Source organism: Desulfuromonas acetexigens (genome assembly GCF_900111775.1).
Taxonomy (GTDB): domain Bacteria; phylum Desulfobacterota; class Desulfuromonadia; order Desulfuromonadales; family Trichloromonadaceae; genus Trichloromonas; species Trichloromonas acetexigens.
Window position 1 is genome coordinate 76,344 of record NZ_FOJJ01000023.1, and the last position, 22,828, is coordinate 99,171.

Annotated in this window: 21 protein-coding genes and 1 tRNA gene; 9 read left to right on the top strand and 13 right to left on the bottom strand. The window is 54.3% G+C overall.

All coding sequences use genetic code 11. The features are described from left to right. Window positions 1-57: 57 nt before the first annotated feature. Genes BQ4888_RS09345 through BQ4888_RS09355 form a run of 3 tightly spaced genes read right to left on the bottom strand, consistent with a single transcriptional unit; the run spans window position 58 to window position 2,412 of the window. Window positions 58-987, bottom strand: coding sequence for an HD domain-containing protein (locus tag BQ4888_RS09345; protein WP_092056685.1), 930 nt, complete (start codon window positions 985-987; stop codon window positions 58-60). Beyond that, window positions 984-2,177 carry a site-specific integrase gene (locus tag BQ4888_RS09350; protein ID WP_092056687.1) on the bottom strand — a complete coding sequence of 398 codons (1,194 nt, stop codon included), beginning with the start codon at window positions 2,175-2,177 and terminating at the stop codon, window positions 984-986. Before BQ4888_RS09350 ends, BQ4888_RS09345 begins: the two co-directional genes overlap by 4 nt. After that, the gene (locus BQ4888_RS09355) at window positions 2,170-2,412 is read right to left on the bottom strand and encodes a hypothetical protein (RefSeq protein WP_092056689.1); all 243 of its coding nucleotides are present in this window, start codon (window positions 2,410-2,412) and stop codon (window positions 2,170-2,172) included. The genes BQ4888_RS09350 and BQ4888_RS09355 overlap by 8 nt, the downstream gene beginning before the upstream one ends. A 404-nt stretch (window positions 2,413-2,816) precedes the next feature. On the opposite strand from BQ4888_RS09355, the gene BQ4888_RS09365 reads away from it, so the two are divergent. Then, window positions 2,817-3,095 carry a hypothetical protein gene (locus BQ4888_RS09365; RefSeq protein WP_092056693.1) on the top strand — a complete coding sequence of 93 codons (279 nt, stop codon included), beginning with the start codon at window positions 2,817-2,819 and terminating at the stop codon, window positions 3,093-3,095. A gap of 81 nt (window positions 3,096-3,176) precedes the next feature. Continuing rightward, complete coding sequence (locus BQ4888_RS09370) at window positions 3,177-4,316, top strand: IS4 family transposase (RefSeq protein WP_092056695.1); 1,140 nt, start codon at window positions 3,177-3,179, stop codon at window positions 4,314-4,316. 502 nt (window positions 4,317-4,818) lie between these two features. Here BQ4888_RS09370 and BQ4888_RS09375 read toward each other — a convergent pair. From BQ4888_RS09375 to BQ4888_RS09405, 7 genes are all read right to left on the bottom strand, one after another. After that, complete coding sequence (locus tag BQ4888_RS09375) at window positions 4,819-6,048, bottom strand: YfaP family protein (protein ID WP_092056698.1); 1,230 nt, start codon at window positions 6,046-6,048, stop codon at window positions 4,819-4,821. A gap of 16 nt (window positions 6,049-6,064) precedes the next feature. Beyond that, window positions 6,065-6,841: a hypothetical protein gene (locus tag BQ4888_RS09380; RefSeq protein ID WP_092056700.1), complete on the bottom strand. Its 777-nt coding sequence runs from the start codon at window positions 6,839-6,841 to the stop codon at window positions 6,065-6,067. 3 nt (window positions 6,842-6,844) lie between these two features. After that, on the bottom strand, window positions 6,845-7,399 hold the full coding sequence (locus BQ4888_RS09385; RefSeq protein WP_140396637.1) for a PEP-CTERM sorting domain-containing protein: 555 nt from the start codon (window positions 7,397-7,399) through the stop codon (window positions 6,845-6,847). 842 nt (window positions 7,400-8,241) lie between these two features. Beyond that, window positions 8,242-9,807, bottom strand: a complete 1,566-nt coding sequence (locus BQ4888_RS17565) for a restriction endonuclease (RefSeq protein WP_170232807.1) — start codon at window positions 9,805-9,807, stop codon at window positions 8,242-8,244. Between the two features lie 39 nt (window positions 9,808-9,846). Then, window positions 9,847-10,281 carry a hypothetical protein gene (locus BQ4888_RS09395; RefSeq protein ID WP_240746318.1) on the bottom strand — a complete coding sequence of 145 codons (435 nt, stop codon included), beginning with the start codon at window positions 10,279-10,281 and terminating at the stop codon, window positions 9,847-9,849. A 90-nt stretch (window positions 10,282-10,371) separates the two neighbouring features. Continuing rightward, the gene (locus tag BQ4888_RS09400) at window positions 10,372-12,570 is read right to left on the bottom strand and encodes a hypothetical protein (protein WP_092056704.1); all 2,199 of its coding nucleotides are present in this window, start codon (window positions 12,568-12,570) and stop codon (window positions 10,372-10,374) included. Window positions 12,571-12,946: 376 nt separating this feature from the next. Continuing rightward, window positions 12,947-16,072, bottom strand: a complete 3,126-nt coding sequence (locus BQ4888_RS09405; protein ID WP_092056706.1) for a DEAD/DEAH box helicase — start codon at window positions 16,070-16,072, stop codon at window positions 12,947-12,949. Between the two features lie 389 nt (window positions 16,073-16,461). On the opposite strand from BQ4888_RS09405, the gene BQ4888_RS09410 reads away from it, so the two are divergent. From BQ4888_RS09410 to BQ4888_RS09420, 3 genes are read left to right on the top strand one after another with little or no spacing between them, the layout of a single operon-like run. After that, window positions 16,462-17,061, top strand: a complete 600-nt coding sequence (locus tag BQ4888_RS09410; RefSeq protein ID WP_092056708.1) for a LexA family protein — start codon at window positions 16,462-16,464, stop codon at window positions 17,059-17,061. Beyond that, window positions 17,058-17,420, top strand: coding sequence for a LexA family protein (locus tag BQ4888_RS09415; RefSeq protein ID WP_092056711.1), 363 nt, complete (start codon window positions 17,058-17,060; stop codon window positions 17,418-17,420). Before BQ4888_RS09410 ends, BQ4888_RS09415 begins: the two co-directional genes overlap by 4 nt. After that, window positions 17,405-18,676 (top strand): Y-family DNA polymerase, encoded by a 1,272-nt coding sequence (locus BQ4888_RS09420; RefSeq protein ID WP_092056713.1) that lies wholly within the window; start codon window positions 17,405-17,407, stop codon window positions 18,674-18,676. The genes BQ4888_RS09415 and BQ4888_RS09420 overlap by 16 nt, the downstream gene beginning before the upstream one ends. Before the next feature lie 332 nt (window positions 18,677-19,008). Here BQ4888_RS09420 and BQ4888_RS09425 read toward each other — a convergent pair. Together BQ4888_RS09425 and BQ4888_RS09430 are read right to left on the bottom strand one after the other, a co-directional pair. Then, window positions 19,009-19,083, bottom strand: a tRNA-Gly gene (locus tag BQ4888_RS09425). 106 nt (window positions 19,084-19,189) lie between these two features. Continuing rightward, complete coding sequence (locus BQ4888_RS09430) at window positions 19,190-19,816, bottom strand: lytic transglycosylase domain-containing protein (protein ID WP_092056714.1); 627 nt, start codon at window positions 19,814-19,816, stop codon at window positions 19,190-19,192. A 233-nt stretch (window positions 19,817-20,049) separates the two neighbouring features. On the opposite strand from BQ4888_RS09430, the gene nadB reads away from it, so the two are divergent. The 3 genes from nadB to BQ4888_RS09445 are packed head-to-tail and all read left to right on the top strand — an operon-like array spanning window position 20,050 to window position 22,155. Further along, window positions 20,050-21,648, top strand: coding sequence for an L-aspartate oxidase (gene nadB / locus BQ4888_RS09435; protein WP_092056716.1), 1,599 nt, complete (start codon window positions 20,050-20,052; stop codon window positions 21,646-21,648). Window positions 21,649-21,670: 22 nt separating this feature from the next. Continuing rightward, window positions 21,671-21,943, top strand: coding sequence for a chorismate mutase (locus tag BQ4888_RS09440; protein WP_092056718.1), 273 nt, complete (start codon window positions 21,671-21,673; stop codon window positions 21,941-21,943). 2 nt (window positions 21,944-21,945) lie between these two features. Next, window positions 21,946-22,155, top strand: a complete 210-nt coding sequence (locus BQ4888_RS09445; RefSeq protein WP_092056720.1) for a hypothetical protein — start codon at window positions 21,946-21,948, stop codon at window positions 22,153-22,155. 38 nt (window positions 22,156-22,193) lie between these two features. Here the strand turns inward: BQ4888_RS09445 and BQ4888_RS09450 are convergent, their stop codons facing one another. Next, window positions 22,194-22,517 (bottom strand): DUF1499 domain-containing protein, encoded by a 324-nt coding sequence (locus BQ4888_RS09450; protein WP_240746319.1) that lies wholly within the window; start codon window positions 22,515-22,517, stop codon window positions 22,194-22,196. Between BQ4888_RS09450 and BQ4888_RS17570 the strand changes: the two genes are divergently transcribed. After that, window positions 22,500-22,787 (top strand): hypothetical protein, encoded by a 288-nt coding sequence (locus tag BQ4888_RS17570; protein ID WP_170232805.1) that lies wholly within the window; start codon window positions 22,500-22,502, stop codon window positions 22,785-22,787. The two genes, BQ4888_RS09450 and BQ4888_RS17570, sit on opposite strands and share 18 nt — an antisense overlap. Window positions 22,788-22,828: the final 41 nt, after the last annotated feature.

Genomic DNA, 22,828 nt, shown 5'->3' on the forward strand with positions numbered 1-22,828 from the left:
GGGGCTACCCACCGATAATAATCGAGAGATAGCCCCGTCGTCATTCATCCTTCCAGATCAGGCCCCGATTTTCACCTCGGGGGGAGCAGGCGTTCTCCAACGGTTGATCCTGTTCTCGATCACCAAGTGAGAGCCTTTGGGAAGGGCGGAAAAAGCCTGACGCTCCCGGTCCTGTCCGGCACTGGCACGATCCGCACACGCAATTATTTCGGCCATGGTCATGGCGGGAACGGTGCGGCCGGGCTTCCAGGTCAGCAGATAACGCAATGAGATCCCCCCTTCGGGCCATTGTTGATCGAGTCGTTCCAGATGCCGCGAAAGAATTTCCAGCGTAAAAATATCATGCGGCAACAGAACCCGCTGCTGAAACCGCAAGGTGCCTGAGCCCTGAGTCCGGATTTTCCCGATATCGTGCAACAGCGCCGCGACCATCCCCAACTCGGTTTCGACATGCCGAAATCCGGGCACGACGGCTACTATCTCCGCGCATTCGAGGCTATGGCAAAAGAGACCGCCTCGCCACGAATGATGGTGGCGATGGCTTGCCGGCAAGGTCAAAAATGACCAAGCCAGCCCATCGTCGGCAAAAATTCCTCCGAGAAAATCCCGTAAAGCCGTCGTCTCAATCTGATCCGTCAGAAAATGCAAACGCTCCGCGTCGCCGGGCTGCGAAAACCACCGGCTTGGAATCAGACTCCACGAGTCCTTTTCCGGGCGCGTGATTTCCCGGCAGTCATGAATATCCACGATCAACTTCCGGTCAAATTCCCGCACCCGGCCCTGAACCTCGATCTTCTTGCTTTCGTCCAGGTAGAACTCTCGCCCACGATATCGATCTTCCCAGATATGGGCACGAATCGCGCCACTGCTGTTTTCAAGCGCAAGCGACCAATACTTCTTGCCGTTCTGCGCCATCTTGGGTTGCGGGCGATGAACGCGGAAGGCGGCATGCACCGATTGGCCGGCGGCCAGTCCCAAGTCGGTCATAACGCCTCCCGCAACAGAAATGCATCAGCGGAAATCAGCGACTCGAATGCCGTCCCATCCATGCGTGTCACGTTGGGGACAAACCGGCTGTAGATCGTGAACAACATCTTGGTCGAAGTATGCCCCATTTGCTTGGCGATCCATTCGGGGTTCTCGCCGGAAGCCAGCCACAGCGTTGCCGCAGTATGCCTGGTCTGATAGGGCCGCCGGGGCTTGAACTTCAGTTTCTTCAACGTGGGATACCAGACCCGGGTCGTAATATTGCTGTAGTTGTAGGGCGTGCCCTTGGCGGTGCAAAAGACATATTCGGATTTCGTTCCCGTTTTCCGGTGCTGCCGTTTCAGCGCCTCATAGACCGGACCGGACATGGCGATGGATCGTGCCGACCCGACGGTCTTCGTCGTTTCGACCTGCCCCCTGACCAGCGTCTCCCGAATCAGAATTTCCCGGCGGTCAAAGTCGACATATTCCCATTTCAGACCATCGATCTCCGAGGTGCGCATCCCGCTGAAGAACCGCACGATGTAGTTATCCATGAACCGTTTCGGCACATTGTTGATGACCTGCCAGACCTCTTTGAGGGGGAACGGGTCAACCTGCGTATCCGCCACCGTCAACTGTTTTATTCCCGAAAAAGGCGTGGTAAAGTGGTACCTGTCAGCTGCGTCATTGAGAATCATCCGCAAAGGCGTGATGATGTGATTGATCCGGTCAGGTGAAATTCGTTTTCCGTTGGTAACTTTGGCGAGAGACGAACGGAATTTCAGAATTTCCCCCTTGGTGATGCAGCTGACTTTCTTTTCCCCAAAGGTTTTCACCAGGTAGTTATCCAGAATGCCGCGAATATTGGCCGTATAAGACCGCTTCCAGCGCACGACATTCTCGAACAGCCATTCCTCTGCGAACTCCTTGAACAACGGGGCATCGCTTCCCTCCTGCTCCGGCGCCGCAGACGCGGAGGGGGATTCATTGAGTTCAAGCTTCTGAAGCATTTTCGAGTTCGGGAAATATTTACGATACTCGAAGCTTCCCAGGGTTATTTCCGCTTCGATATGCTTGAGCATCTTTTCCATCTTCCGCTGATTTTCGGCGGTTTCGGGCAGCCTGGTAGATTCCCGGCACCTGAACCCTTTGTAGTTGAAATCGAAAAACAGCAGCCCCGTTTCCTTCCTGGTTCGAACACTACCCATGGCAGACCCCTCCCCGCGACAAGGGAATCGTCGGCAGTTCATCGGGCGCCTTCAGCACCATCATGTCCCGCTCGATGGCTTCCCAGATAAACAGGATTCGCCGCCCGCCGAAGGGATAGAAGAAATGCACCCCTTCGCGGAAAACCGTTTTCAACAGCCTTTCGCGGATATAGCGCGGGGCATAGTGGATTTTTTCCGACAGCTGCTCGACCGTGAGATAACTGCGTTCGTCCATTAGAAACCTCCTTATGCGAACATTGGACGTATAGAGATCCCAAAAAATAGCCGGCCAACGGCTAAGAGGATCTCCTCGACTTGCAATCAGAATACATCCATTGGTCGTACAGTCAATACAAAAAAATTGCAGAATTTTTTCAAAAAATATCGTTTCCGAAAATTTCCTGGATTTTCATCTTAATCTGCCGGGTCTGCTCTGACCGGCTCCCGTCCAAGCGGCCGTTGACGATATCGCGCGCGACACTATGGGAAATCCCCTCCTGGCGACACCACTCGCGAAAGGAGATCCCCAAATCCACCAGGCGATGCTTAACCCGCTTTTTTCGCTCTTCTACGTTCATAAGACGTATTTAGCACCCGAGTATTTTTCTGTCAATAGATTGGACACATATGGAGGCCGAAATGGACGTGGCTACTGCCCGCACTATCTGGGGTGCCATCGAGAAGACGACTTTAGAAAACCTGAAAATGGATCTTGTCCGCAAAGCGCTTGCCTATGCGCGCATCCGATCAGAATGGTTTTTCTATGACACGGAACAGCGCAAAGAACATGATCGGGTGAGGACTCTGGCGCATAATGCCTTCATTGATGCATGCAATATTCTAAGCCGCAACATGGCTAAAGTCGGTGAGGATAACAAATGGCGAGAGTTGTTGACTCACTGCTGTCTCACAGTTTGATCAGTAAATAGGAGGCCTGGAAGCTCGCTCGTGTTATAATGCGTTCGCCAAAACAACAATAAACACGCGGGGTTCCAGGCCATGGCGCATTGTAGCACTGTTCTTTCTCAAATTGTACGGATTTTCCCGAGACATGAATTTCAATCCCTGGCGAACAAGTATCACGTCGGACAGAAATTCCGTTCGTTTTCCCGCTGGACTCAGTTTGTAGCCCTGTTGACGGCGCAACTGACCGGGCGCGACAGCCTGCGGGATATCGTTGAGAATCTGTCGGTTCAGGCTGGCAAGATCTATCATCTCGGTATCAAGCCGTTCAGTCGGGCCACCCTGAGCCGGGCCAACGAACAGCAGCCCCATCAGATGTACGAAGCGCTGTTTCAGCGTCTGCTGGTTCGCTGTCAGGATCTTGCCCCCAGAAACAGGCGGTTCAAGTTCAAGGACTCAGCAAAGCTCTATCTGCTTGATGCCACGATGATCGATCTTACCTTGTCACTTTTCCCCTGGGCGAAGTACCGCAAGAGCAAGGGCGCAGCGAAACTGCATATCGCCTTGGACGCCGATGGCTACCTACCGGCCTTTGTCGACCTGAGCGAGGGCAAGGAGCATGAGATCAACATGGCCCGTCAGCTGGAACTGCCCAAAGATTCCTATGTTGTCTTCGACCGGGGCTATACCGATTATGCCTGGTATCAGGAGCTCACGGACAACGGCATCCGCTTTGTTACTCGCCTCAAGAGCAACGCTGTCACCACTCCCGGCGCCAAGCGCAGAGGCCGCAAAAGCCCGGGAGTTTTGCTGGATCAGGAAGTCGCGCTCAATGGCATCACCGGAACCTATCGCAAGGTGCGCTATCTGGATGAAGACTCCGGTGTCGCTTATGAGTTTCTGACCAATGCGCTGGATATCCCAGCCGCCACGGTTGCCGATTTGTACAAAGAGCGCTGGCAGATCGAGCTGTTCTTCAAATGGATCAAACAGAACCTGCACATCAAAAGCTTTCTGGGAACCTCCCGCAACGCGGTGATGACCCAGATCTGGGTGGTGTTGTGCACCTACCTGCTGCTGGCTTTCCACAAGTTTCAATCTAAACTGGGGCAGTCGATGCAGCAGATCCTGCGGTTAATGCAGTTGAATTTGTTCGAACGGCGCGATTTTCTGGAGCTGCTTGCGCCACCAAAACCAAAATTATCGTTATACGACAGTCAGTTGTCCCTCATCTAAAACTATGAGACAGCAGTGTTGTTGACTAATGATCGTAAAACAATCGGAGATTTCGCCTGCTGGCTTCATGCGCTGATCGGAATTTCAATGAGATAAAAATTGTTATTTCTCCCCTCGACCAACCAATTTGTCATGAATTATAACAGAAATGGCAAAGACGATGAAACCTCAAATGAGGATTAAAGCATATTCCATTTGTACCTCCTTGAACGATAACTACCCTGTTTTAAAAAATCTTAGGAAAATCGAGATTAAATATTAATACAACATTCAAGACTGACAACCTATAAATATTATATCTATGTATTTTGTAACATTTATTGTGGATTTCAAGAATAATTTCAATTTCCTATTGATGTAGCGGAACTGGTTCTTTGGACACATACATGGACGCCCACCTGTTGCCAAGCCTTCAGTTGATGAAGAAGCGGGGTTTGTTAGTGGGCTGATGAGGGCTTCCCATCAATGGGAAGCCCTCAGATGGTGCAAGCGGCAGAATAGACTATTGTCCTACAACGGAAAAAGATTTCACTCCGTTGGATGACTCGTAGACTTCGATGTTGGCTATGGGGGTCGGCGAATAATTGCCTCCAGACCCCCGACTGTAGGAAAGGGTTTTCGAATAACTTCTATTCTTATCCCCGGCCACAATATTGACTCGCGCCGTCTCGGGGGCGAAGCCGTAATAATAATTGACCCCTACGCGATAGACACCTGTCTCAAGAGTATCACAGGATACGAAGTAGTGTTCTGGGCCATACCCATTGACGTCATCGAGGTCAAGGTAGCCAGAAGGCCCTCTCTGATTGGCGTAGTAGACGTGTGCTCCGTTGGGTTCGAATACGTGAAGATCAAGGTCTGGCTGAGCCCCCCACTCCAAGCGAACGGTGATTATGCCGTCCCCGGCAATCACATTCGGGGGAAGTAGGTCCCCGATGGATTGAATAACGTTGTTGATAATTATAGGGCCAGTATTGTCGCCGGCGAGATACGTATCTACGATGGAATGACCAGTCCAGTCGTCAAAAAGACCCAGAAAAAAATCGAAAAACCCGTTTCCGGCGTTGGAAGCCAAAGTAAAAGGAAAAATTGTCCTGACTGAATCCATAACTAGGTCGTGGTCGTAAGTAGTATAAGGGCCTCCCCCGCTCACATAATTAGCTGGCGTCGCCACGGAAACGATTCCAACATTGTCTGGCTTGTTAACCCAGGTGAAGGCCAAATTTGAATAAAAGTTGCCTTGGGAGTGAGCAAAAAGCAGAACCTTGTAGCCGGTATCTAGGTTCTCCCGATATTTAGACACAAAATTACGCAATTGACTGTCGATGACATATTCTCCGGCGGTCATCCCCTTGGAGAGGGTTAGCATGGCGTCTTTAAACCAATCCGGAGCTTCTTCAAGGTTGGCCAACCATTGATAAATAGACTGCCAATCGGTAATTATCTTTTGCCTCGCGACCTCTAAAACTTGAAAGGGAAAAGTTTCGCTTTTATTGTATGACACCTTGTAAATCAGGTTCTCAGACGATATGCCTGATCCTGACTTTGCACTGTCAAGCATAGGCTTTAAGGCTAAATTGACGGTGTCCCACGCATCGCCGGCCGTGGGGGTAAACATTCCGTTAACAAAATAGACGTAGGTACCTTTATTTTCGTAACATCCTTCCCCAAATGTGACTGAAGGGATGAAAAAAAGGAAAAGAACGGCCAGAAGTCTCGTTGTCCATTTCATGGAAACCCTCCTTTTGTCACTGGCAAGATTGCTCTATTTCAGTCTGGGAACCCACGCTAAATGTCTCGCCGCTCAGGTTCTGGTCTGCCCGCATATACGCCTCATACCTTTCTTCCGTATTGAGGAGTTGCGCCCTCAACTTGCGATTCGTCACCAAGGCATCATTTCTGTCCTCCAGCAAGGACGAACAGCCGGCAGCCAAGGTATAACGCTCAAAGGCCCGAAGGGCGGCTTCTTTGTCGGCCTGACCATTAACCATTAATTCCTGTTGGGCAAGGGCTTGGCCATGCAATGCGTTCACCAGAGGCACGTTGTTACCATAGTTAAGGACTATGAAGCGCTGAATGTCATCCCGCACTCCATCGTTGTCAGAATCGATGCCGGTCAATGTTACTTTTCCCTCTTCTCCGGGATCCGGAGGCAATAGAAGGCCATTTTGGAACGTACCGGAAAAACTCCAAGAGATAGCGGCCGGATTAAACGGATAAACGCGATTGTGCTTGAGGGTAATAGTGTCGCTGCTTTTGGCTTGCCCTCCGGCCGTTACAGAACCAAACGCAACTTCCCCGTCTAGGATGGTGGTTCCCTCACCTCCCCCTGAAGCCTTGCCGAGAAGTTGAATCATCTCCGGGCCTGGGTTGTCGATAACAACGCGATATGTGTATTCATACTCGGTTCTGGATAGGCGGAACGTGTTTACCAATTCCAGAGTATTGAACTGCGGTTCTTGGGCAAAAACATTGGCGGCGGACAAAAGGGCAATTATCATAATCGTCCAAGTTTTTAGTTTCATATTTCAAGCCTCCGTATTGCTTTTTCTGAATTTAAATATCAGTAAAGCGACCCCACCAAAACCTACCAGCAGAAAAGTTCCCGGCTCAGGAGTCGCAATAGGGGCGGAAAGCGCTAGAGTTGTGTAGCCGCTTTCGAGGATCTGAAAGTTTTCATCGTAAATCTCAAAATACTGAGAACCCGGGGCGCTACTGCCCATCCAATCGAAGCCAACGTTAAAAACGCTGTTCAGGCTGGCGTTGTCGACCAGCGCCATGGCATCATAGGCTCCATCATCGGGAATCCCTGGGTCGGGTTCCCACGTAAGCACATCCCAGTCGCCAAGATCCTGGGGATTGCTGGCGGAGATGTTGGCAGAGTCTCCAACTCCGAAATAAACGGTAAACCCCGAAAACATGTTAAAGTTTCCTGAAACACGATAGCTGTAGGCCCACCGGTCAGCCCCACCAGAATCATTCAAGTTTGTGGCCTCGAAAGTAATGGAAGACCCCAAGCATGGAGTTACCAGCGCTAATACGAACCAAGCCAGAAACACTCCCTTCCAATATGTACTCCTCATTCATCTACCTCCTCTTGATGCAATTAAAAATATTGCCCACATTTAAATGTTTTAATTATTTAAAACATTTAAACCGGACAGCCCATTGGCGTTTATGCATCGTTGATGCCACATTCTCAACATATTGAAAATCAGTCTATTTCTCGTTTATAAACTAAAGAACGCTTATCTGAATCTGTCGTTTTTCTTTACATTGTGTCGGATTGATTTACAGCAATCGAAACATAAATGGTCATAATTCTGGATTTCGGTAGCTTCAGTTACCATTTACTCCTGATTCATGTTTTAATCCAATGCTAGTTTTACGGAAAAACTACCTTTGAGTCCCCAGAATATAATCCCCCTTGCGCATTCGCAGGGGGGATTATATATCTGCATTTACCACACGCAAGAGGTTTTGATTAAAAAAAGTGTAAAATTTAACGACACTCGCAATGAAAAACTTTACAAAACCTCCGTATCTTCCCTTTTGTCGTCGAGGAATTGTCTTAGAAATTGCACCGGATTGATTTTGATTGCTGGTATCTGTGGAAATTGGGGGGTACTATTAATCCTGAAAAACGATAACCGATTGGCCGCGCATCCCCTTCAAGTCAGAGATGCAATTGACTCATAAATTCTGCGGAAGAACCAAAAGTACTGTCAGGCATCCCGATGCCGACGACGTGATCCTGGTCGGCTCGCCAAACTGGCGGAACACCTTGGCTCCGCCGCTGCACAACCTGGCTATCAAAGCATGACTTCTCCGACAAAACCGTGGCCCCGCTCATTACCCACAAGGGCACGGGACTGGGGAAGAGCTCATGCGACCTTGTCCGGGAGGGGCGATATTGGAACCGTGATCACATCGTATCCGATTTATAAACCAGAGTCGCCTTGCAGCGGGGGTAATTCGGGCAGCCCCAGAAATCCCGCCACTGACCCTGCCCCTGCCGCAGGGTCATCTTGACGCCGCACTGAGGACAGGTCGGCGTCCGATAATCTCCGCTGACGGCGATCTCCAGAAGCGCTTTCTGCTTTTCTGCCGGGAGACTCCGGATCGAAGCGAGAAACATCTCGCCGGTGATCAGCTTGAGCTTTTCCCCCTCGACGAACGCCAGGGCCTCGGCGGTGAATTCGCCCGAGGTAATGAATTTACCCTGGGCAACCTTTTCTTTCGCCATCACCCCCAGCAACTCCCGCACCGGCTTGACCCCGACCTTGTAGGACTTCCAGGCCTTGCACTGGACAATGCCGACCGCCTTTTCGATACCCGGCTTGTAGACCCAGATGTCGACCCCACCATCGGCGCCGATGCGGGTTTCCTTCGGCTCGAACCCGGTCATGCGGATATGCTCGGCGCATACTGTTTCGAAACGCTTCCACTCCAGCGATTGCAGAACCTCAAGACTCCATTCTTGCGGGACCGGGATTTCAACGGGTTTGACTGTGTTTTCCTGTGCAAGGCGTTTTGAACGATCCCATTCAAACCATTCTTCCTTCTGGGGGTTGCCACCGAGGTGAAAATCGCCAGACCTTTCCTGCTTGCGCGGTCGTCGTGATCTAATCGAGCGCAATTTGGTTGCGGGCAAGGCTTTCAGTACGGCAAGGCCAATAATAAGTGGCCAAAAGTACCAGGGCAGTAGGGTAAACAGGTTAAATGCGGGCGTGGGCTGGCCAGTCTGCGACGAAAAAAGTTGGCCCAACGGACTCGAAACCCCGCTCGGCCGCCTGCGGGATTCGGCTTGCCAACCGTTGGTCGAATAGAGTTCGTCAGCCATGGCGAGAATCCGCTCCCGGAAACTGTCGTCGACCACCATCTGCTCGGCCAGAACATCCATCCTCAGGTCGGAGAATTGGCTGGAAACGACGTCATTCAAAATATCCTTCAACGGACCCGGTGCCGTCATCCGCGAGGACTGCTTTTGAAAAACCCGCTCGGCGCTGACGGCAATGGCGGGGATCATCGCGTAGTTGAAGTAAGTCCCCTGGGGGCGCCTCAGGTCGAGTTTGAGACTGAGCCGGTTGAGACCTTCTTGGACGATGAAAAGGTTCTGCCGAAAATCGTAAGTTTTGGTAAGTGAGCCGAACTTCTGCGTGAGCTTGTGAATTTGCCAGTTCCGATCGAAGCCGATCAGGGTATGGCCGTTGACCTGCCAGGTGCCGCCCATGCTGGCAAAGAAACTGGAACCGGGATACTCCCGAACCAGCCGCTGACGAAACTCGCCTTCGATTTTGCCGCGCTCGAACTGGCTACGGGCTTCGGTATCGGCATACAGGTTTTGCAATTGCTCCCGATAGGGTTGCAACTCCTGAATGACACCTCGCCACCAGGCGACGGTTTCGGCATAGACCGGGTTTTCCTGAGCGGAGATCGGGGTTGAGCAGAACAGGAGAAAAACGAGCGGAAACAGGATGAGTCTTTTCAACTTGCCCTCCGGAAATTCAGACATCGAAACAAATAAAGGTTAAACGCGCCCTTCCCCGCTCTGCATGACCCAGAACAGCCCGTCGTCCAGCTTTGCTCCCAGAGCATATTTCCGCAGGTAGCTGACGGAGGAGGTGTTGTTGATCACCGCATCAGTTATGGTCTTGCCCGGCAGGGGGACCAGTTCCCAGAACGGTTCGCGGGAGAGACGGGAGAAGGGAAAGGCAATGCTGCTGGTCTGCCCCAGCGGGACGACCCGCCGCCAGTAGAGGTTGAACAGCTCGTTCAGCTCCACCAGATCGGCAGTGACGTCGATGAACGGCGTGGTGATGACGCCCCGATGCACCAGATCCAGCACCGCCATGAGCAGCAGCGGCTTGTGGGGCGCCTTGCGCCTGGTGGCCTCGGTCCAGACCGCGCCGGGGGCGCGGGAGAGGGAGGAGAAATGTTTTATGGAGAGGGAGAGGGTGTTCATTGGCTTTTTGAATTTCCGTGAAGTCTGTATTGGGTTGAGACACTGCCCCCCTGTGTGGCCTTCGGGGAGGTCTTCTGAAATTCCGCCCCTCTAATTACCCATGAGAGGCAACACAGTTAAAAAGAATCCAAAACAAGCGACTCCATAGCACCATTTTCTCCATGGTTTGACAGTGATGCCCAAAGTCATAAACAACAGCATCAGTGAAATTCCAATCTGAAGCGGGAGTGTGTTTTTATGGTTTACAAGCCATGCCCAAGGAACCATATGTGACAGTCCTTCGAAAATGAATATCAACAAAGCACCTAAAGCAAACCCTGCAACAATGCTCATTTTTTGTGCGACTGTTTGCACCCCCTGAATGTCACTATTTAACCGGTTCGCTTCTAATGCGGCTTCATTGGCTAACCGTTGTGCTTCTTGTGCTCTTCTTGCTGCCTCATCTGCGGCGACCCGATGCTCTGCGGCCGCTCGCATTGCGACTTCTAAATCTCCTTTTATTTCATCCAACCTGCTACCCAAAATATGCTGTTCTTCTATAAATTTTTCCTTTTGTTGTTCGCGAGCCTGTGTCTCTCTCTCACGCCTAGACTTCTCTTCCTCTAATTGTTTGGCTAAGGCAGCTTTTTCCTCAATAAGGGTCCGATTTTCTTCAACAAAAGCCATTTCGACATGTTCTGTAAATTGCTCATCTGTATTGGTCGCTCTGAGTTTGTCTAACAACAAGTCGTTTGACAATAGCTTGATAGCCGTCTTTTCAGGTACATCTTTATATGTAGCTAAAATTGAGAGCATCTTTGAACATGCTTTGGTTCCACCACTTCCTAATATCCTAAATTCCGGCAAAGCGAATGTCTCAGCAAAAGCCTTCTCGAAATCTTGGTCTTTTGAAATAAATGGTCTAAGGATCTGCCAAAAAATATTTGGTAGAAGGACGCACGCCCGCTGCCTGTTACGCCGAGAGGATTCCCAATCAAAACGATACAAATAATAGTCACACGAAATAATCAAAGCCCCGGCTTTTAAGCTTGAGGTTGAATCCGTTCTAAGCCTTCTTGCCGCCTCAAGTAACACAGCATCATGCATTACAGTTTCATATGACTTATCCCCACGCCCCCTATTATCAAGATATTCTCTATATTCGTGGTATAGATCTGAATGAGCTTGCTGAGGTTCTTCACCGGGATGATACACGTGAATATTCTTTTCCCTGAGCAACTCATCGAAATGCTCGTAAGGCCTTAAAAATTCATCTACGTCAATAACATTTGACATATTTTTTTCGTGAAATTTCTGTTCAATGCCAGAAAGGTTTCTTGTCATCGAAGCGGCTCTACTAAGAGAACGCGTCCACGCACGTGTTCTCAATGTGCGGCCGAAATGATCGATCGTATTAATCATCTCCCGGCCGGTGCGCTCATGGAAACTAAGTTTAAAAGGAAAACTGTTAGTAGTAATTGCCCTTATCAAATCATGCGAAACCTCGACCTGGGTGTTGTAATGTAAATCAAGAATTCCAAAAAGGAAATTTGTATCCAAAAAAAGGACTAATTCGCTAAGTTGTTCCCTAAGCGTTTTGGCAAGTTCTTGTGGGACTTCTAAGGTAAAAAAGTTGAATGCGGCGTCCGCAAGTTGGGTAATAAATTTTGAGCGATCCTTATTTATTCCCACAGAGGCCATAAAATCAGTAATGATTCTGTAAGCTTCTTGATGATTTTCTTTAGAAAAATTTTCTTGTACTGACTTTCGAAGGAGTGTTGTCAAACTAACATCAAGACCTGGTTCCGTATCAATGTTAGGATCTAGCAGCGCAGCGGCTTGAATACCATGCCGTCTAAAAGTTTTCGATAAATATACTTTTAATGCTCGCCAACTCGTTTCAAGATCTAAGTTTGTCGCTTTTATTTGAAGCTCTTCAAACCATTCACTTTTTACCTTCCCCTCAAGCAATGAAACGTGTGAAATATCTGCAAGCAACTGACGCTCAACATCCTTATCTAACCGATAATTTGTCCCTGACGGACAACTAACCTTTCCTTCGCTTTCCAACTCGCCAATTGCATCTTCAATTTGTAAACGAGGAATTTCTAACCCATAATTTTTTTCAATTGAGGCTTGGAAGTCTTCCGCTTTTCTAAAACTGACAGTTTCTTGGCTAAGGGAAAGGAGTATCAAACCTTTTATCGTTGACTTTGCATCTCCAGTTTTTGAAACTGCAATGAAATTGCATATCTTCTCAAATACGCTGCCGAACTCTATGACAGAAATTGTCTTATTATTGGTATCCATTTCATCTCCATAATTAAACATGCCATTAAGTTCGAAGTAAAAACAACCATCATATGGTTTTGTGAAAGTTTATCTCAGATGTGGTTTAACGAGTCGTTAAATTAATTTCTAAACGATGTCTTGAAAGAAATATCATAATGCGCTGTAGATACTATAGATCTTTTTCGATCGCAACATTACATCAATTACTTAATCATAGTTTGTTACTTACAGAACTTCTTTAAGTGCATAATATATTTTCAGCTTATTTTTTTCTTCAAATCTGCCGCCATTTATAAGAAACGGCCGAAGGAACGTTCTTTTCTATTTTTCTATTGAAACCAAAAAGGGCCAGAATCATCTCTCCACATTGGCTCAACCCGAGGCTGCACACCGCTTACCCACCCCTTCTATTATCCTCAAATATCTCCACCGGCATCGCATACCTCAGCCGCCAGACCATCTTGATCGGCCGCTCACTCTCGTAACTCACCATATCCACCGGCCCCAGGTAGGTGAACGGCACCGTCACGTTGTTCCGCTTTTTCTGGCCACGGGCAAAGACCAGCACCGTATAACCTCGCTCTTGATGGTGAATCAGGTTCTGGCCGTCGGTGTGGTGCTGAGCGGTGTTGGCCTGTGACTCCCAGTGCAGCAGTTCCCGGCTGATGGGGTAATCCGCATACATGGTGCTGGGGGAGAACTCCTTTTCCGTCTTCTGGAAGGTCACCAGCAGGGCATAGGTCTTCTGCTCGGCAAAGTGCATCACCCCGACCCCGGTCTGGCCGCTGCTCTCCAGCGTCGCCCGGCCAAAGGCGGCCTGAACTTCGCGGATGCCGTATTGGGCGTGAAGCTCCAGCGGCACCCGATACGGCAGCTCCGGGGTGATCCCGGCAACTTCGGTGGTATCCAACGCCCAGGCCAGAATCTCGTCCAGATCGGCGCAGATGCTTGGATTGGCGCCCAGCCTTTGGAATGCCTCTTCCAGCGAGGCAATCCCCACCTTCTCCGCCCTATCCCCCCAGATGCGATAATAGAGCAGCATGGCGGATGAACCGGCCTGGGCCAGCGCCTCGGCCACTTGACCGGTCGCAAGCATGGCCAGCACCTGCCGCAGCAGAGTTGCTTCTTGTGGCCCGTTGATGAAGGCGGCCCGGATCAGCGCCTTCTTCAGCCGCGTCAGATCGGGATCAACCGGAATCGGCGCCAGTTGAGCCTTGGCTTTCCACTCACTCCATGACTCCTTGGCCAGCAGCACCTCCGGCTCGTAATCGTGGTAGCGGATGAAGTTGCCAAAGGTCAGCTCCTGCCCGGTCTCGCTGGTAAAGGTCTGGAGCCGGTCCGGCACCTGCACCGCCAGCCGGCCAAGATTTTCCCGGATGTTCTCCAGCACGTACTGGCGGGAGAGCCGGTCAAGCTGGATGGCGCAGCCGGCCGGGAGATGGGGGAAATCCTGCTCCACTTCCCTGTCGATGGAGAAGCGGTGCCGGGGAAGGAGCGCTTTTAGTTTGGTGTCGATGCGGTAGCGGCGGTGGGCCTGGCCGACAAAGTCGAGGACGGTGAGGCAGTCCTTCTCCGGGGCATGGCGCAGGCCGCGGCCGAGCTGCTGGAGAAAGACCGTCAGGCTCTCGGTGGGGCGCAGGAAGAGGACGGTGTTGATCTCCGGCACGTCCACCCCTTCACTCAGCTTGTCCACGGTGAAGAGGAAGGTGAGCTGGCCGTTCTTCAGCCGGACCAGCAGGTCGGCGCACTGGTCGCTGTCGCTGTTGGAAGTGAAAGCAGCGGACGGGATGCCGTGCTGGCTGAACTGCTCGGCCATGTATTCGGCATGGCGGATCGTGACACAGAAGCCGATCCCCTTGAGGCTCGCAACAATCGGCTCGTAGCGGTGCAGTGCAGTGATGATGGCCGTTACCCGCTGGCGGGCGCGGGCCGGGTCCAGCACGTAGACATTCTCCAGCGCGGCGGCGTCGTACTTGCCATTGCGCCAGAACTGGTCGCCGTTGATGGCGATGGGGTCGGCAATGCCGAAATAGTGGAACGGGCAGAGGAGCTTTTCTTCCAGCGCTTCAGGGAGACGAATCTCGGCGGCAAAGCGGTTGCCGAAATCGGCGGCCACGTTGTCGCCATCCATTCGCTCCGGGGTGGCGGTGAGGCCGAGGAGGATCTGCGGGGTGAAGTGGTCGAAGATGGGGCGGTAGCTGCTGGCTGTGCCGTGGTGGGCCTCATCCACCACGATGTAGTCGTAGAAGCCGCTCCCCACATGCTCCCAGAGCCGGCGGGAGGCGAGCATGCCGACGGAGCAGAACAGGTGCTCAAGGCGGGTGGCTTCAAAGGGGCCGACCTGCAGTTCCCCAAAATTCTGATTCCGCAGGATGTTGCGGAAGGTAGCGAGTGCCTGCTGCAGAATTTCCTGCCGGTGGGCCAGAAAGAGCAGCCGCGCCTGCCTCTGGCGCTGGTCAAAGAAGCGCTTGAAATCGAAGGCGGCCACCACGGTCTTGCCGGTGCCGGTGGCGGCGATGACCAGATTACGCCAGCGGTCGTGGCTGCTCCGCTCCCGCTCCAGTGCTTCCAGAATCCGCTCCTGAAACGGATGGGGACTAAGATCGAAGAAGACTGCCGGGCCGTTTGCCTCTTTGTTCCTGGCGCGGGCCAGGGCGCTGCGGAACTGCTCCGGCTGCTGCGGATCAAAGGGGACGAACTCCCGGCTGTTCCAGTAAGTCTCGAACTCGACGCTGAACTTCTCCAGCACGTGGGGCATGTCCTGGGCGGTGACCTTCAGGTTCCACTCCAGCCCGCTGGTGATGGCGGCATGGGACATGTTGGCCGAGCCGATGTAGGCGGTGGAGAAACCGCTGTTGCGCTTGAAATGATAGGCCTTGGCATGCAGGCGGGTGCGTTCGGTATCGTAGGAGACGCGCACCTCGACATTCGGCAGCCGCGCCAGCCACTCCACCGCCGGGGCATCGGACGTCCCCATGTAGGAGGTGGTGATCAGCCGCACCGTCACCTGCCGGTCGCGCAGGTCCTCGAAGGCCGGCAGCAGCAGCCGCAGGCCGGACCACTTGATGAACGAGACAAGGATATCTACCCCATCGGCGGAACGCATCTCTTCCAGAAGTTCATGGGCCAGTTGCGGTTCCTGGGGTGAGCCGGTGAAGAGGCTGCTTTCAGCGAGGGAGGTATGGGGGCGAGGCAGGCCAGATTGGCCGTAGTTGGGCGGAGTGATTTCCAGCAGGAGTGGTTTGTTCTCCGCTACGAGGCGGCGCTTTTCCAGATGCCCATTGCCCGGTGCGGCAGCTACCGTGCCGAGAAGCCGGTTGCAGAGGGCCAGCCGCTGGTCCGGGTCTGTTTCTTCCCGCAGGGCCTGTTCCAGCACCTTGGCGACGAAACTAGCGTAGAGCGCCGGTTGCTCCTCCGGGTCGATCTTGCTGAAGACGCGGCGTAGCTCCGGCCGCTGGGCCAGTGCCTCCTGCAAGGCTTCGTCAAGCAATGCAGCATAGATGCCGGGGGATAAGCGCATGGGACCTCAAGCTGACAGGGCTACGAAAACATTCCAGACAGGCACACACCCACGCACCTCGTCGCAAGTCACCCCGGTTCGCTTCTTCTGCTCACGGACAAAACCCAGAACCGTTTCTTGGTGATGGAAGGTTCTGGACATCGATGTCAGCAAAAGAGCGACCCCTGCCTTGCAGGAGGGATCATTTTTTAAAAGCCATTGAAATTTCTTGTCTATTTAAATCTAAAAATAAAAATTTTTCAATCAGGAGATCCCCTAATCTCAACCAAGTGTTTTTACTGAATGCGAACGCACTCCATTTTTCCCGAGAAAGAATCACACCCCCCTTGAAAAGCGTACAAATGTTCTCTATAGTCTCTCCGTGGAACAAAAGTACACCAGGAGGCCCCATGCGCACCCCGCAAGCCGATCCCGAATATCTTTCCCGCCTGCAAGACTACTTCGCCCGCTGGAAGATGATTCCTTCCTACGAACGGCTCTGCGCCCTGTGGGGGTTGGCTTCCCGGTCGGCGGCGGGGAAGGTGCTGGAGCGGCTGCGGCGGGCGGAGTTTCTGGAGCGCACGCCGGACGGCGCCTGGGTGCCGGCTCGGCGCTTTTTCGAGCGGCAACTGGCGCGGCAGGTGGTGCAGGCGGGGAGTCCGGCCGCCGATGTGGAGGCGGGGATGACGGCGCTGCTGCTCGACGATCTGCTGGTCGATACCCCGTCGCGCACCCTGCTGGTCAGGGTGCGGGGGGAGTCGATGCGCGAGGCGAACATTTTCGACGGGGATATGGTGATCGTCGAGCGTCAGGCGGAGGCGGCGCCGGGGGAGATCGTGGTGGCGCTGGTGGATGGCGAACTGACGGTGAAACGGCTGCTGCGGGACGGCGGAGGCTGGCTGCTGCACCCGGAGAATCCGGAGTTCGCCGACATCCGCCCCGAGGGGGAACTGACCCTGGTGGGGGTGGTCACCGGCCTGGCCCGGCGGCTGCGCAAGGGGCAGGCATGATCCGTGATATTGGCGTTGAGCCGCCCTCGCCGCGACTGGAGCCGACCGGCTTCGCCTCCCCGGCGGCGGATTACGCGGAACTCGGCATCAGCCTCGACCGCAGCCTCATCGACCATCCCGAGGCAACCTTCTTCTTCCGGGCGGCGGGGCCGGTCCTGGCCGAGGCGGGGATTTTCGACGGCGACCTGCTGGTGGTGGACCGCTCGGTGACGCCGCGCTCCGGCCATATCGTCGTCGCCGTGGCCGACGGCGAATTCGTCCTGCGCGAGCTGCGCACCCTGGCCCGCGAGGCGCGCGGCGAAGTCACCGTCTGGGGAGTGGTCCGCTGGGCCATCCATCGCCTGTGTCCCTCGCCCTGATCGACTGCAACAACTTCTACGCCTCCTGCGAGCAGCTCTTCCAGCCGCGGCTCATCGGCCGACCGGTGGTCGTCCTCTCCAACAACGACGGCTGCGTGGTGGCTCGCTCCGCCGAGGCGAAGGCCCTCGGCATCCCCATGGCCGCCCCCTGGCACACCCTGACGTCCCTCGCCCGCCGTCACGGCATCGTCGCCCTCTCCAGCAACTACGCCCTCTACGGTGATCTCTCGGCGCGGGTGATGAAGGTGCTCGCCGGTTTCAGCCCGGCGCAGGAGGTCTACTCCATCGACGAGTGCTTTCTCGATCTGGCCGGCGCCCAGCCCTCGCCGGGGGCCTGCGGCCGACGGATTCGCGACGAGGTGCGGCGGCTGGTGGGGATTTCCATGGGGGTCGGCCTCGGCCCGACCAAGACCCTGGCCAAGTTCGCCAACCACTGCGCCAAGAAACGCCCCGAGTTCGCCGGAGTCTGCGCCCTCGGGGAACTCTCCCCCACCGCTATCGACGCCCTGCTCGCCTGGGCGCCGGTCTCCGAGGTCTGGGGTGTTGGCGGTCGCCTGACGGCGCGGCTGCAAACCCTCGGCATCCACACCGCCCTCGATCTTAAACGGGCGGCGCCGGGACGCATCCGCAAGACCTTCAGCGTCACTTTGGAGCGCACGGTGCGGGAACTCAACGGCGAAGTCTGTCTGGGCTTTGCCGCCGGACCCGCCACGCGCAAGCAGATCCTCTCCTCCCGCTCCTTCGGGCAGTTGATTACCGAGTTCGCCCCCTTGGAGGAAGCGGTCACCGCCTACGCCACCCGCGCCGCCGAGAAGCTGCGTCGGCAAGGTCTGGTGGCGGGATCGGTCGGGGCCTTCGTGCAGACCAATCCCTTTCGCGCCGATCTTCCCCAGTACCACGCCGCCCGGCATTGCCCCTTGGAACCCACCGCCGACACCCGACTGCTGGCGCAAGCGGCGCTGCGACTTTTGCGCAACCTCTACCGCCCCGGCTTCGCCTACCAGAAGGCGGGAGTGATCCTCACCAACCTGCTTCCGGAAGAAAAACGCCAGCCCGGATTGTTCGAAGATGGCGCGGCGCTGACCGGATCTCAGGCGCTGATGGCAGCGATGGACCAGATCAACCGGGCCTACGGCCGAGGCACGGTGAAACTCGGCGCGGAAGGAAACGACCCGCGCTGGGCGATGCGCGCCGAACGGCGCACGCCCCGTTACACGACGAACCTGGAGGAACTGGCGGTGGCGAAGGCGGGATGATTTTTCAGAATGGTAGGACTTGGCGCAGCCCAAGGGGAGAGATAGATGAAAATTCGTGCCGTCATCACCCGGCCTGGCGGCCGAACCGAAGGCGGATTGCCTCGGAGTGACAAATCACAGGTTGAAGTCATTTTCATGTCTGATCGGCACCTGCGTCCGGAGAAGCCAAGGCATGATTTGGGCATGATTTGGGCAGTGAGGGAGTCCACCCGGAAATGAGGCGGGGAAGACGCGCTGCGGCCGGAGTTTTCAAGAACCGGGGGTGAAGCTGCAAGCACCAGAAAATAAAAGAAAAAAGGCCCGATCAATCGACCGGGCCTTCGTTGTTTTTTTGGAGCGGGAAACGAGATTCGAACTCGCGACTTCAACCTTGGCAAGGTTGCACTCTACCACTGAGTTATTCCCGCTCGATATGTCGCTTTGCCTTGCTGCGAGCGGCTGTATTAATAGCAAATGCGATTTTTCAAGTCAACAGATAATTTTCGAAAAAAAACGCGGAGCGGCTTTCCCGGGCTATAAGGACGCGGTGCGGTTCTGGCGGAAATATTCCAAATATTTCTTGACCTTCTGGACGTAGTTGCGGGTTTCTTCGTAGGGGGGAATCCCCTGGTGACGCAAAACGGCATTAGGTCCGGCGTTGTAGGCGGCCAGGGCGAGATCGGTATCGCCTTTGAACTGATCGAGCATCAGACGCAGATAGCGGCTTCCCCCGCGAATATTATCCTCGGGATTGAAGGGGTCGCGCACATTCATGTCGCTGGCGGTTTCGGGGATCAGCTGCATGAGCCCCTGGGCGCCCTTATTGGAGAGGGCGTTGGAATTGTAGTTGCTTTCCACCTTGATGACCGCGTGCACCAGCGCTTCATCGAGGTTGTAGGCGGAAGCGTACTGCTTGACCAGCGAGTCGTAATGCTTGGTGAGATTGGTCAGGTTGATAGATTTCCCGGCGGATTTGGGAGGCTGGGAACGTTTTGACTTCATAAACAACCGGTACTGCCCATTGGTCGGTCGGTCGGTGAAATGGGTGACGCCGTAGGCATCGACATAGCGATAAATATCGCCGAAGCCCGTGGCCGGCACCGACAGCAGGACAAGGAACAAACCCCAAACAGCCAAACTATTGACAGCGAAATGTTTCATAGTTCCCTCGTTTTTCTGAAATCTTCCGCAATATATCGAATTTTTTTCTGTATTTCAACCTAGTTAGCGAGTCGGCAAAGAACTTGACAAGGGCGGATCACGGGCCGATAATAACCCATTTTAATGGTTCTTAAAGCGTAAATCCCTTTCCGGATGGGGCCCGAATGTCTGTTGGCCTCCATCACCTGACGGTATGCAAATGCCGGTCCATTCTTCGCCCAACGAGGCCTATCATGAAAATTATTTCCGATTTTCTGGTTATCGGCAGCGGTATCGCCGGTCTCTCCTACGCTCTTAAAGTCGCCGCCGAAGGCAAAGTTGCCATCGTCACCAAGCGGGAAATGTCTGAAACCGCCACCTCTCTCGCCCAAGGCGGTATCGCTTCGGTCTTTTCGCAGGAAGACTCCTTCGAAAACCACGTGCGCGACACCCTGGTCGCCGGCGCCTTTCTACCCAACGAAGAGATTGTGCGCATGGTCATCGAAAATGGGCCCCAGGCCATCCACGATTTGATCGACTGGGGCGTGCAGTTTACCAAAAAGGCCGATGACAGCTATGACCTGCATCGCGAAGGGGGACACAGCCACCGCCGCATCCTCCACGCCCAGGACATCACGGGCCGGGAAATCGAGCGCGCGCTGGTCGAAGCAGTGCGCAAACATCCCAACATCAGCATCTATGAAAACCACATCGCCGTCGACCTGATCACCGCCGCAAAAGCCGCTCACCGACGCATCCGTCCGGACAACTGCCTGGGCGCCTACGTGCTCAACATCGCCAGCCGCGAAATCCTGTCCTTCGGCGCGAAAATCACCATTCTCGCCACCGGCGGCGCCGGCAAGGTCTATCTCTACACCTGCAATCCCGACGTTTCCACCGGCGACGGCGTGGCCATGGCCTACCGCGCCGGCGCCACCATCGCCAACATGGAGTTTATGCAGTTCCACCCGACCACCCTCTTCCATCCCCATGCCAAATCGTTCCTGATTTCCGAGGCGGTACGCGGCGAAGGGGCGATTCTCAAGCGCCGGGACGGCACCGCCTTCATGGAGAAGTATCACGAGCTCAGGGATCTTGCCCCCCGCGACATCGTCGCCCGCGCCATCGACAACGAGATGAAAACCTACGGGGATGATTGCGTTTTTCTCGACATCACCCACAAGGGGGCGGAGTTCATCGAGAAGCATTTCCCGAACATCCACGAGACCTGCCTTTCCTTCGGCATCGACATGACCAAGGAACCGATTCCGGTGGTGCCGGCAGCCCATTATCTCTGTGGCGGGGTACGGGTCGACGAATGGGGGGAGTCGGACATTCAGAACCTTTTCGTCATCGGCGAATCGTCCTGCACCGGCCTGCATGGCGCCAACCGCCTGGCCAGCAACAGTCTGCTCGAAGGGGTGGTCTACGGCAAACGCGCCGCGCAACGCTCCTTGGAACGCCTGGCCGGCCTGCCCGACACCTATCCGTCCATCGACCCCTGGGACTACGGCACCGCCACCAACAGCGACGAAGAGGTGGTGGTTGCCCACAACTGGCACGAAATCCGCCTCTGCATGTGGAACTATGTCGGCATCGTCCGCTCCAACAAGCGCCTGGTGCGGGCGTTGCGCCGAATCCAGATGATTCAGGAGGAGATCGCCGACTACTACTGGGACTTCCTCATCACCTCGGACCTTATCGAATTGCGCAACATCGCCACGGTGGCGGAACTCATTGTCCGCTGTGCCTTGGAACGGGAAGAAAGCCGGGGACTGCACTACACGATCGACTTCCCCGAAACCGACGATATCCACTGGAAGCGGGATACCCTGATCCAGAAACAATTTTAAAAAACCAACCAGGAGCCGACCCTTGACCATTGACGAGATTCGCGTACGCATCGACGAGCTGGACCGCCTGCTGTTGAAGATTTTCAACGAACGGGCTGACTTGGCGTTGCAGATCGGGGAGATCAAAAAGGAACTGGGCCTAGCCGTCTACGACCCGGCCCGGGAGAAGCGCATCTTCGAGGCCATGCAGGCGGCCAACCCCGGCCCCCTGGACAACGGCGCCATCGTTCGCATGTTCGAGCGCGTCATCGACGAATCCCGGCGGCTGGAACGTATCCGCACGAAAGGTCTGTGAAGATGCTGATTGTCATGAAAAAAAACGTCACCGAAAACGAGTTGCAACAGGTCAAAGAGTATCTCATCGAGCGGGATTTCGACTTTCATCAGTCAACCGGGGCCAACCGGGTCATTCTCGGCGTCATCGGCGACACCGGCCGCGTCTCCGTCGATGATCTGCAAGCCCAACCCGGAGTGCAACAGGTCTTCAAAATTTCCGAGGAGGAATGACCCGTCCCCGGCGGGAGCGGCGACGCTCCCGCTTTTTTTCAGGGATTTTCCGGCCCGCGCAATTCCTCTGCCAGCAGTTTCCGCAACGCCGCGACCCGCTTGCGGTTGACGCCGAAATCGCTATAGCCAAGGCGGGCGGCGGAACGCAGATGCACCACCTTTTCCGCCTCGTCGAAGCGCAATTCGAGATCGTCGACGAAGCGGAAAATCCGCGAGCGGAAGGTGGCCCACAGGTACTTTTCGTCGGCCCGCTCCACCCGTCCCCCCAGCTCCTCCACCGCCCGGTGCGCAAGCTCCTGAATCCGGGGCCAGTCTTCCGCCTTCACCGCGACGGGGGGGACAAGATGGGCCTCATCCGTCATTTCACTGCAGACGCAATTGGGTTTTGGCGGACAGGGCCTCAAGCGGCCCTCCCTGAGACCCGGCCCATCGGCGGAACCGGAAACGCAGGCGGTAAGGCCCAGAAAACCTCCCATAACCATCAGCTTTTTCAACCAGTCGATCCTCCTTTTGTCCATGATTTTCCCGCGCCTTTCCCGACCATGATGATCGTTACAATTCCGTTATTTATTCATGGGTTTCCACAAAGCCTTTGCCATTTTACCGGCAAACTGGCATATTACGTGATTTGAAATAAAAAATTCTGCATCTGTGCCTACCGGGACCCGACCAA

Bases quoted from the DNA above. Each gene is read 5' to 3' on its own strand.
- BQ4888_RS09345 (WP_092056685.1), bottom strand. From the start codon at position 987: ATGACCGACTTGGGACTGGCCGCCGGCCAATCGGTGCATGCCGCCTTC.
- BQ4888_RS09350 (WP_092056687.1), bottom strand. From the start codon at position 2,177: ATGGGTAGTGTTCGAACCAGGAAGGAAACGGGGCTGCTGTTTTTCGAT.
- BQ4888_RS09355 (WP_092056689.1), bottom strand. From the start codon at position 2,412: ATGGACGAACGCAGTTATCTCACGGTCGAGCAGCTGTCGGAAAAAATC.
- BQ4888_RS09365 (WP_092056693.1), top strand. From the start codon at position 2,817: ATGGACGTGGCTACTGCCCGCACTATCTGGGGTGCCATCGAGAAGACG.
- BQ4888_RS09370 (WP_092056695.1), top strand. From the start codon at position 3,177: ATGGCGCATTGTAGCACTGTTCTTTCTCAAATTGTACGGATTTTCCCG.
- BQ4888_RS09375 (WP_092056698.1), bottom strand. From the start codon at position 6,048: ATGAAATGGACAACGAGACTTCTGGCCGTTCTTTTCCTTTTTTTCATC.
- BQ4888_RS09380 (WP_092056700.1), bottom strand. From the start codon at position 6,841: ATGAAACTAAAAACTTGGACGATTATGATAATTGCCCTTTTGTCCGCC.
- BQ4888_RS09385 (WP_140396637.1), bottom strand. From the start codon at position 7,399: ATGAGGAGTACATATTGGAAGGGAGTGTTTCTGGCTTGGTTCGTATTA.
- BQ4888_RS09395 (WP_240746318.1), bottom strand. From the start codon at position 10,281: ATGAACACCCTCTCCCTCTCCATAAAACATTTCTCCTCCCTCTCCCGC.
- BQ4888_RS09400 (WP_092056704.1), bottom strand. From the start codon at position 12,570: ATGGATACCAATAATAAGACAATTTCTGTCATAGAGTTCGGCAGCGTA.
- BQ4888_RS09405 (WP_092056706.1), bottom strand. From the start codon at position 16,072: ATGCGCTTATCCCCCGGCATCTATGCTGCATTGCTTGACGAAGCCTTG.
- BQ4888_RS09410 (WP_092056708.1), top strand. From the start codon at position 16,462: ATGCGCACCCCGCAAGCCGATCCCGAATATCTTTCCCGCCTGCAAGAC.
- BQ4888_RS09415 (WP_092056711.1), top strand. From the start codon at position 17,058: ATGATCCGTGATATTGGCGTTGAGCCGCCCTCGCCGCGACTGGAGCCG.
- BQ4888_RS09430 (WP_092056714.1), bottom strand. From the start codon at position 19,816: ATGAAACATTTCGCTGTCAATAGTTTGGCTGTTTGGGGTTTGTTCCTT.
- nadB (WP_092056716.1), top strand. From the start codon at position 20,050: ATGAAAATTATTTCCGATTTTCTGGTTATCGGCAGCGGTATCGCCGGT.
- BQ4888_RS09445 (WP_092056720.1), top strand. From the start codon at position 21,946: ATGCTGATTGTCATGAAAAAAAACGTCACCGAAAACGAGTTGCAACAG.
- BQ4888_RS17570 (WP_170232805.1), top strand. From the start codon at position 22,500: ATGGGCCTCATCCGTCATTTCACTGCAGACGCAATTGGGTTTTGGCGG.
- BQ4888_RS09450 (WP_240746319.1), bottom strand. From the start codon at position 22,517: ATGACGGATGAGGCCCATCTTGTCCCCCCCGTCGCGGTGAAGGCGGAA.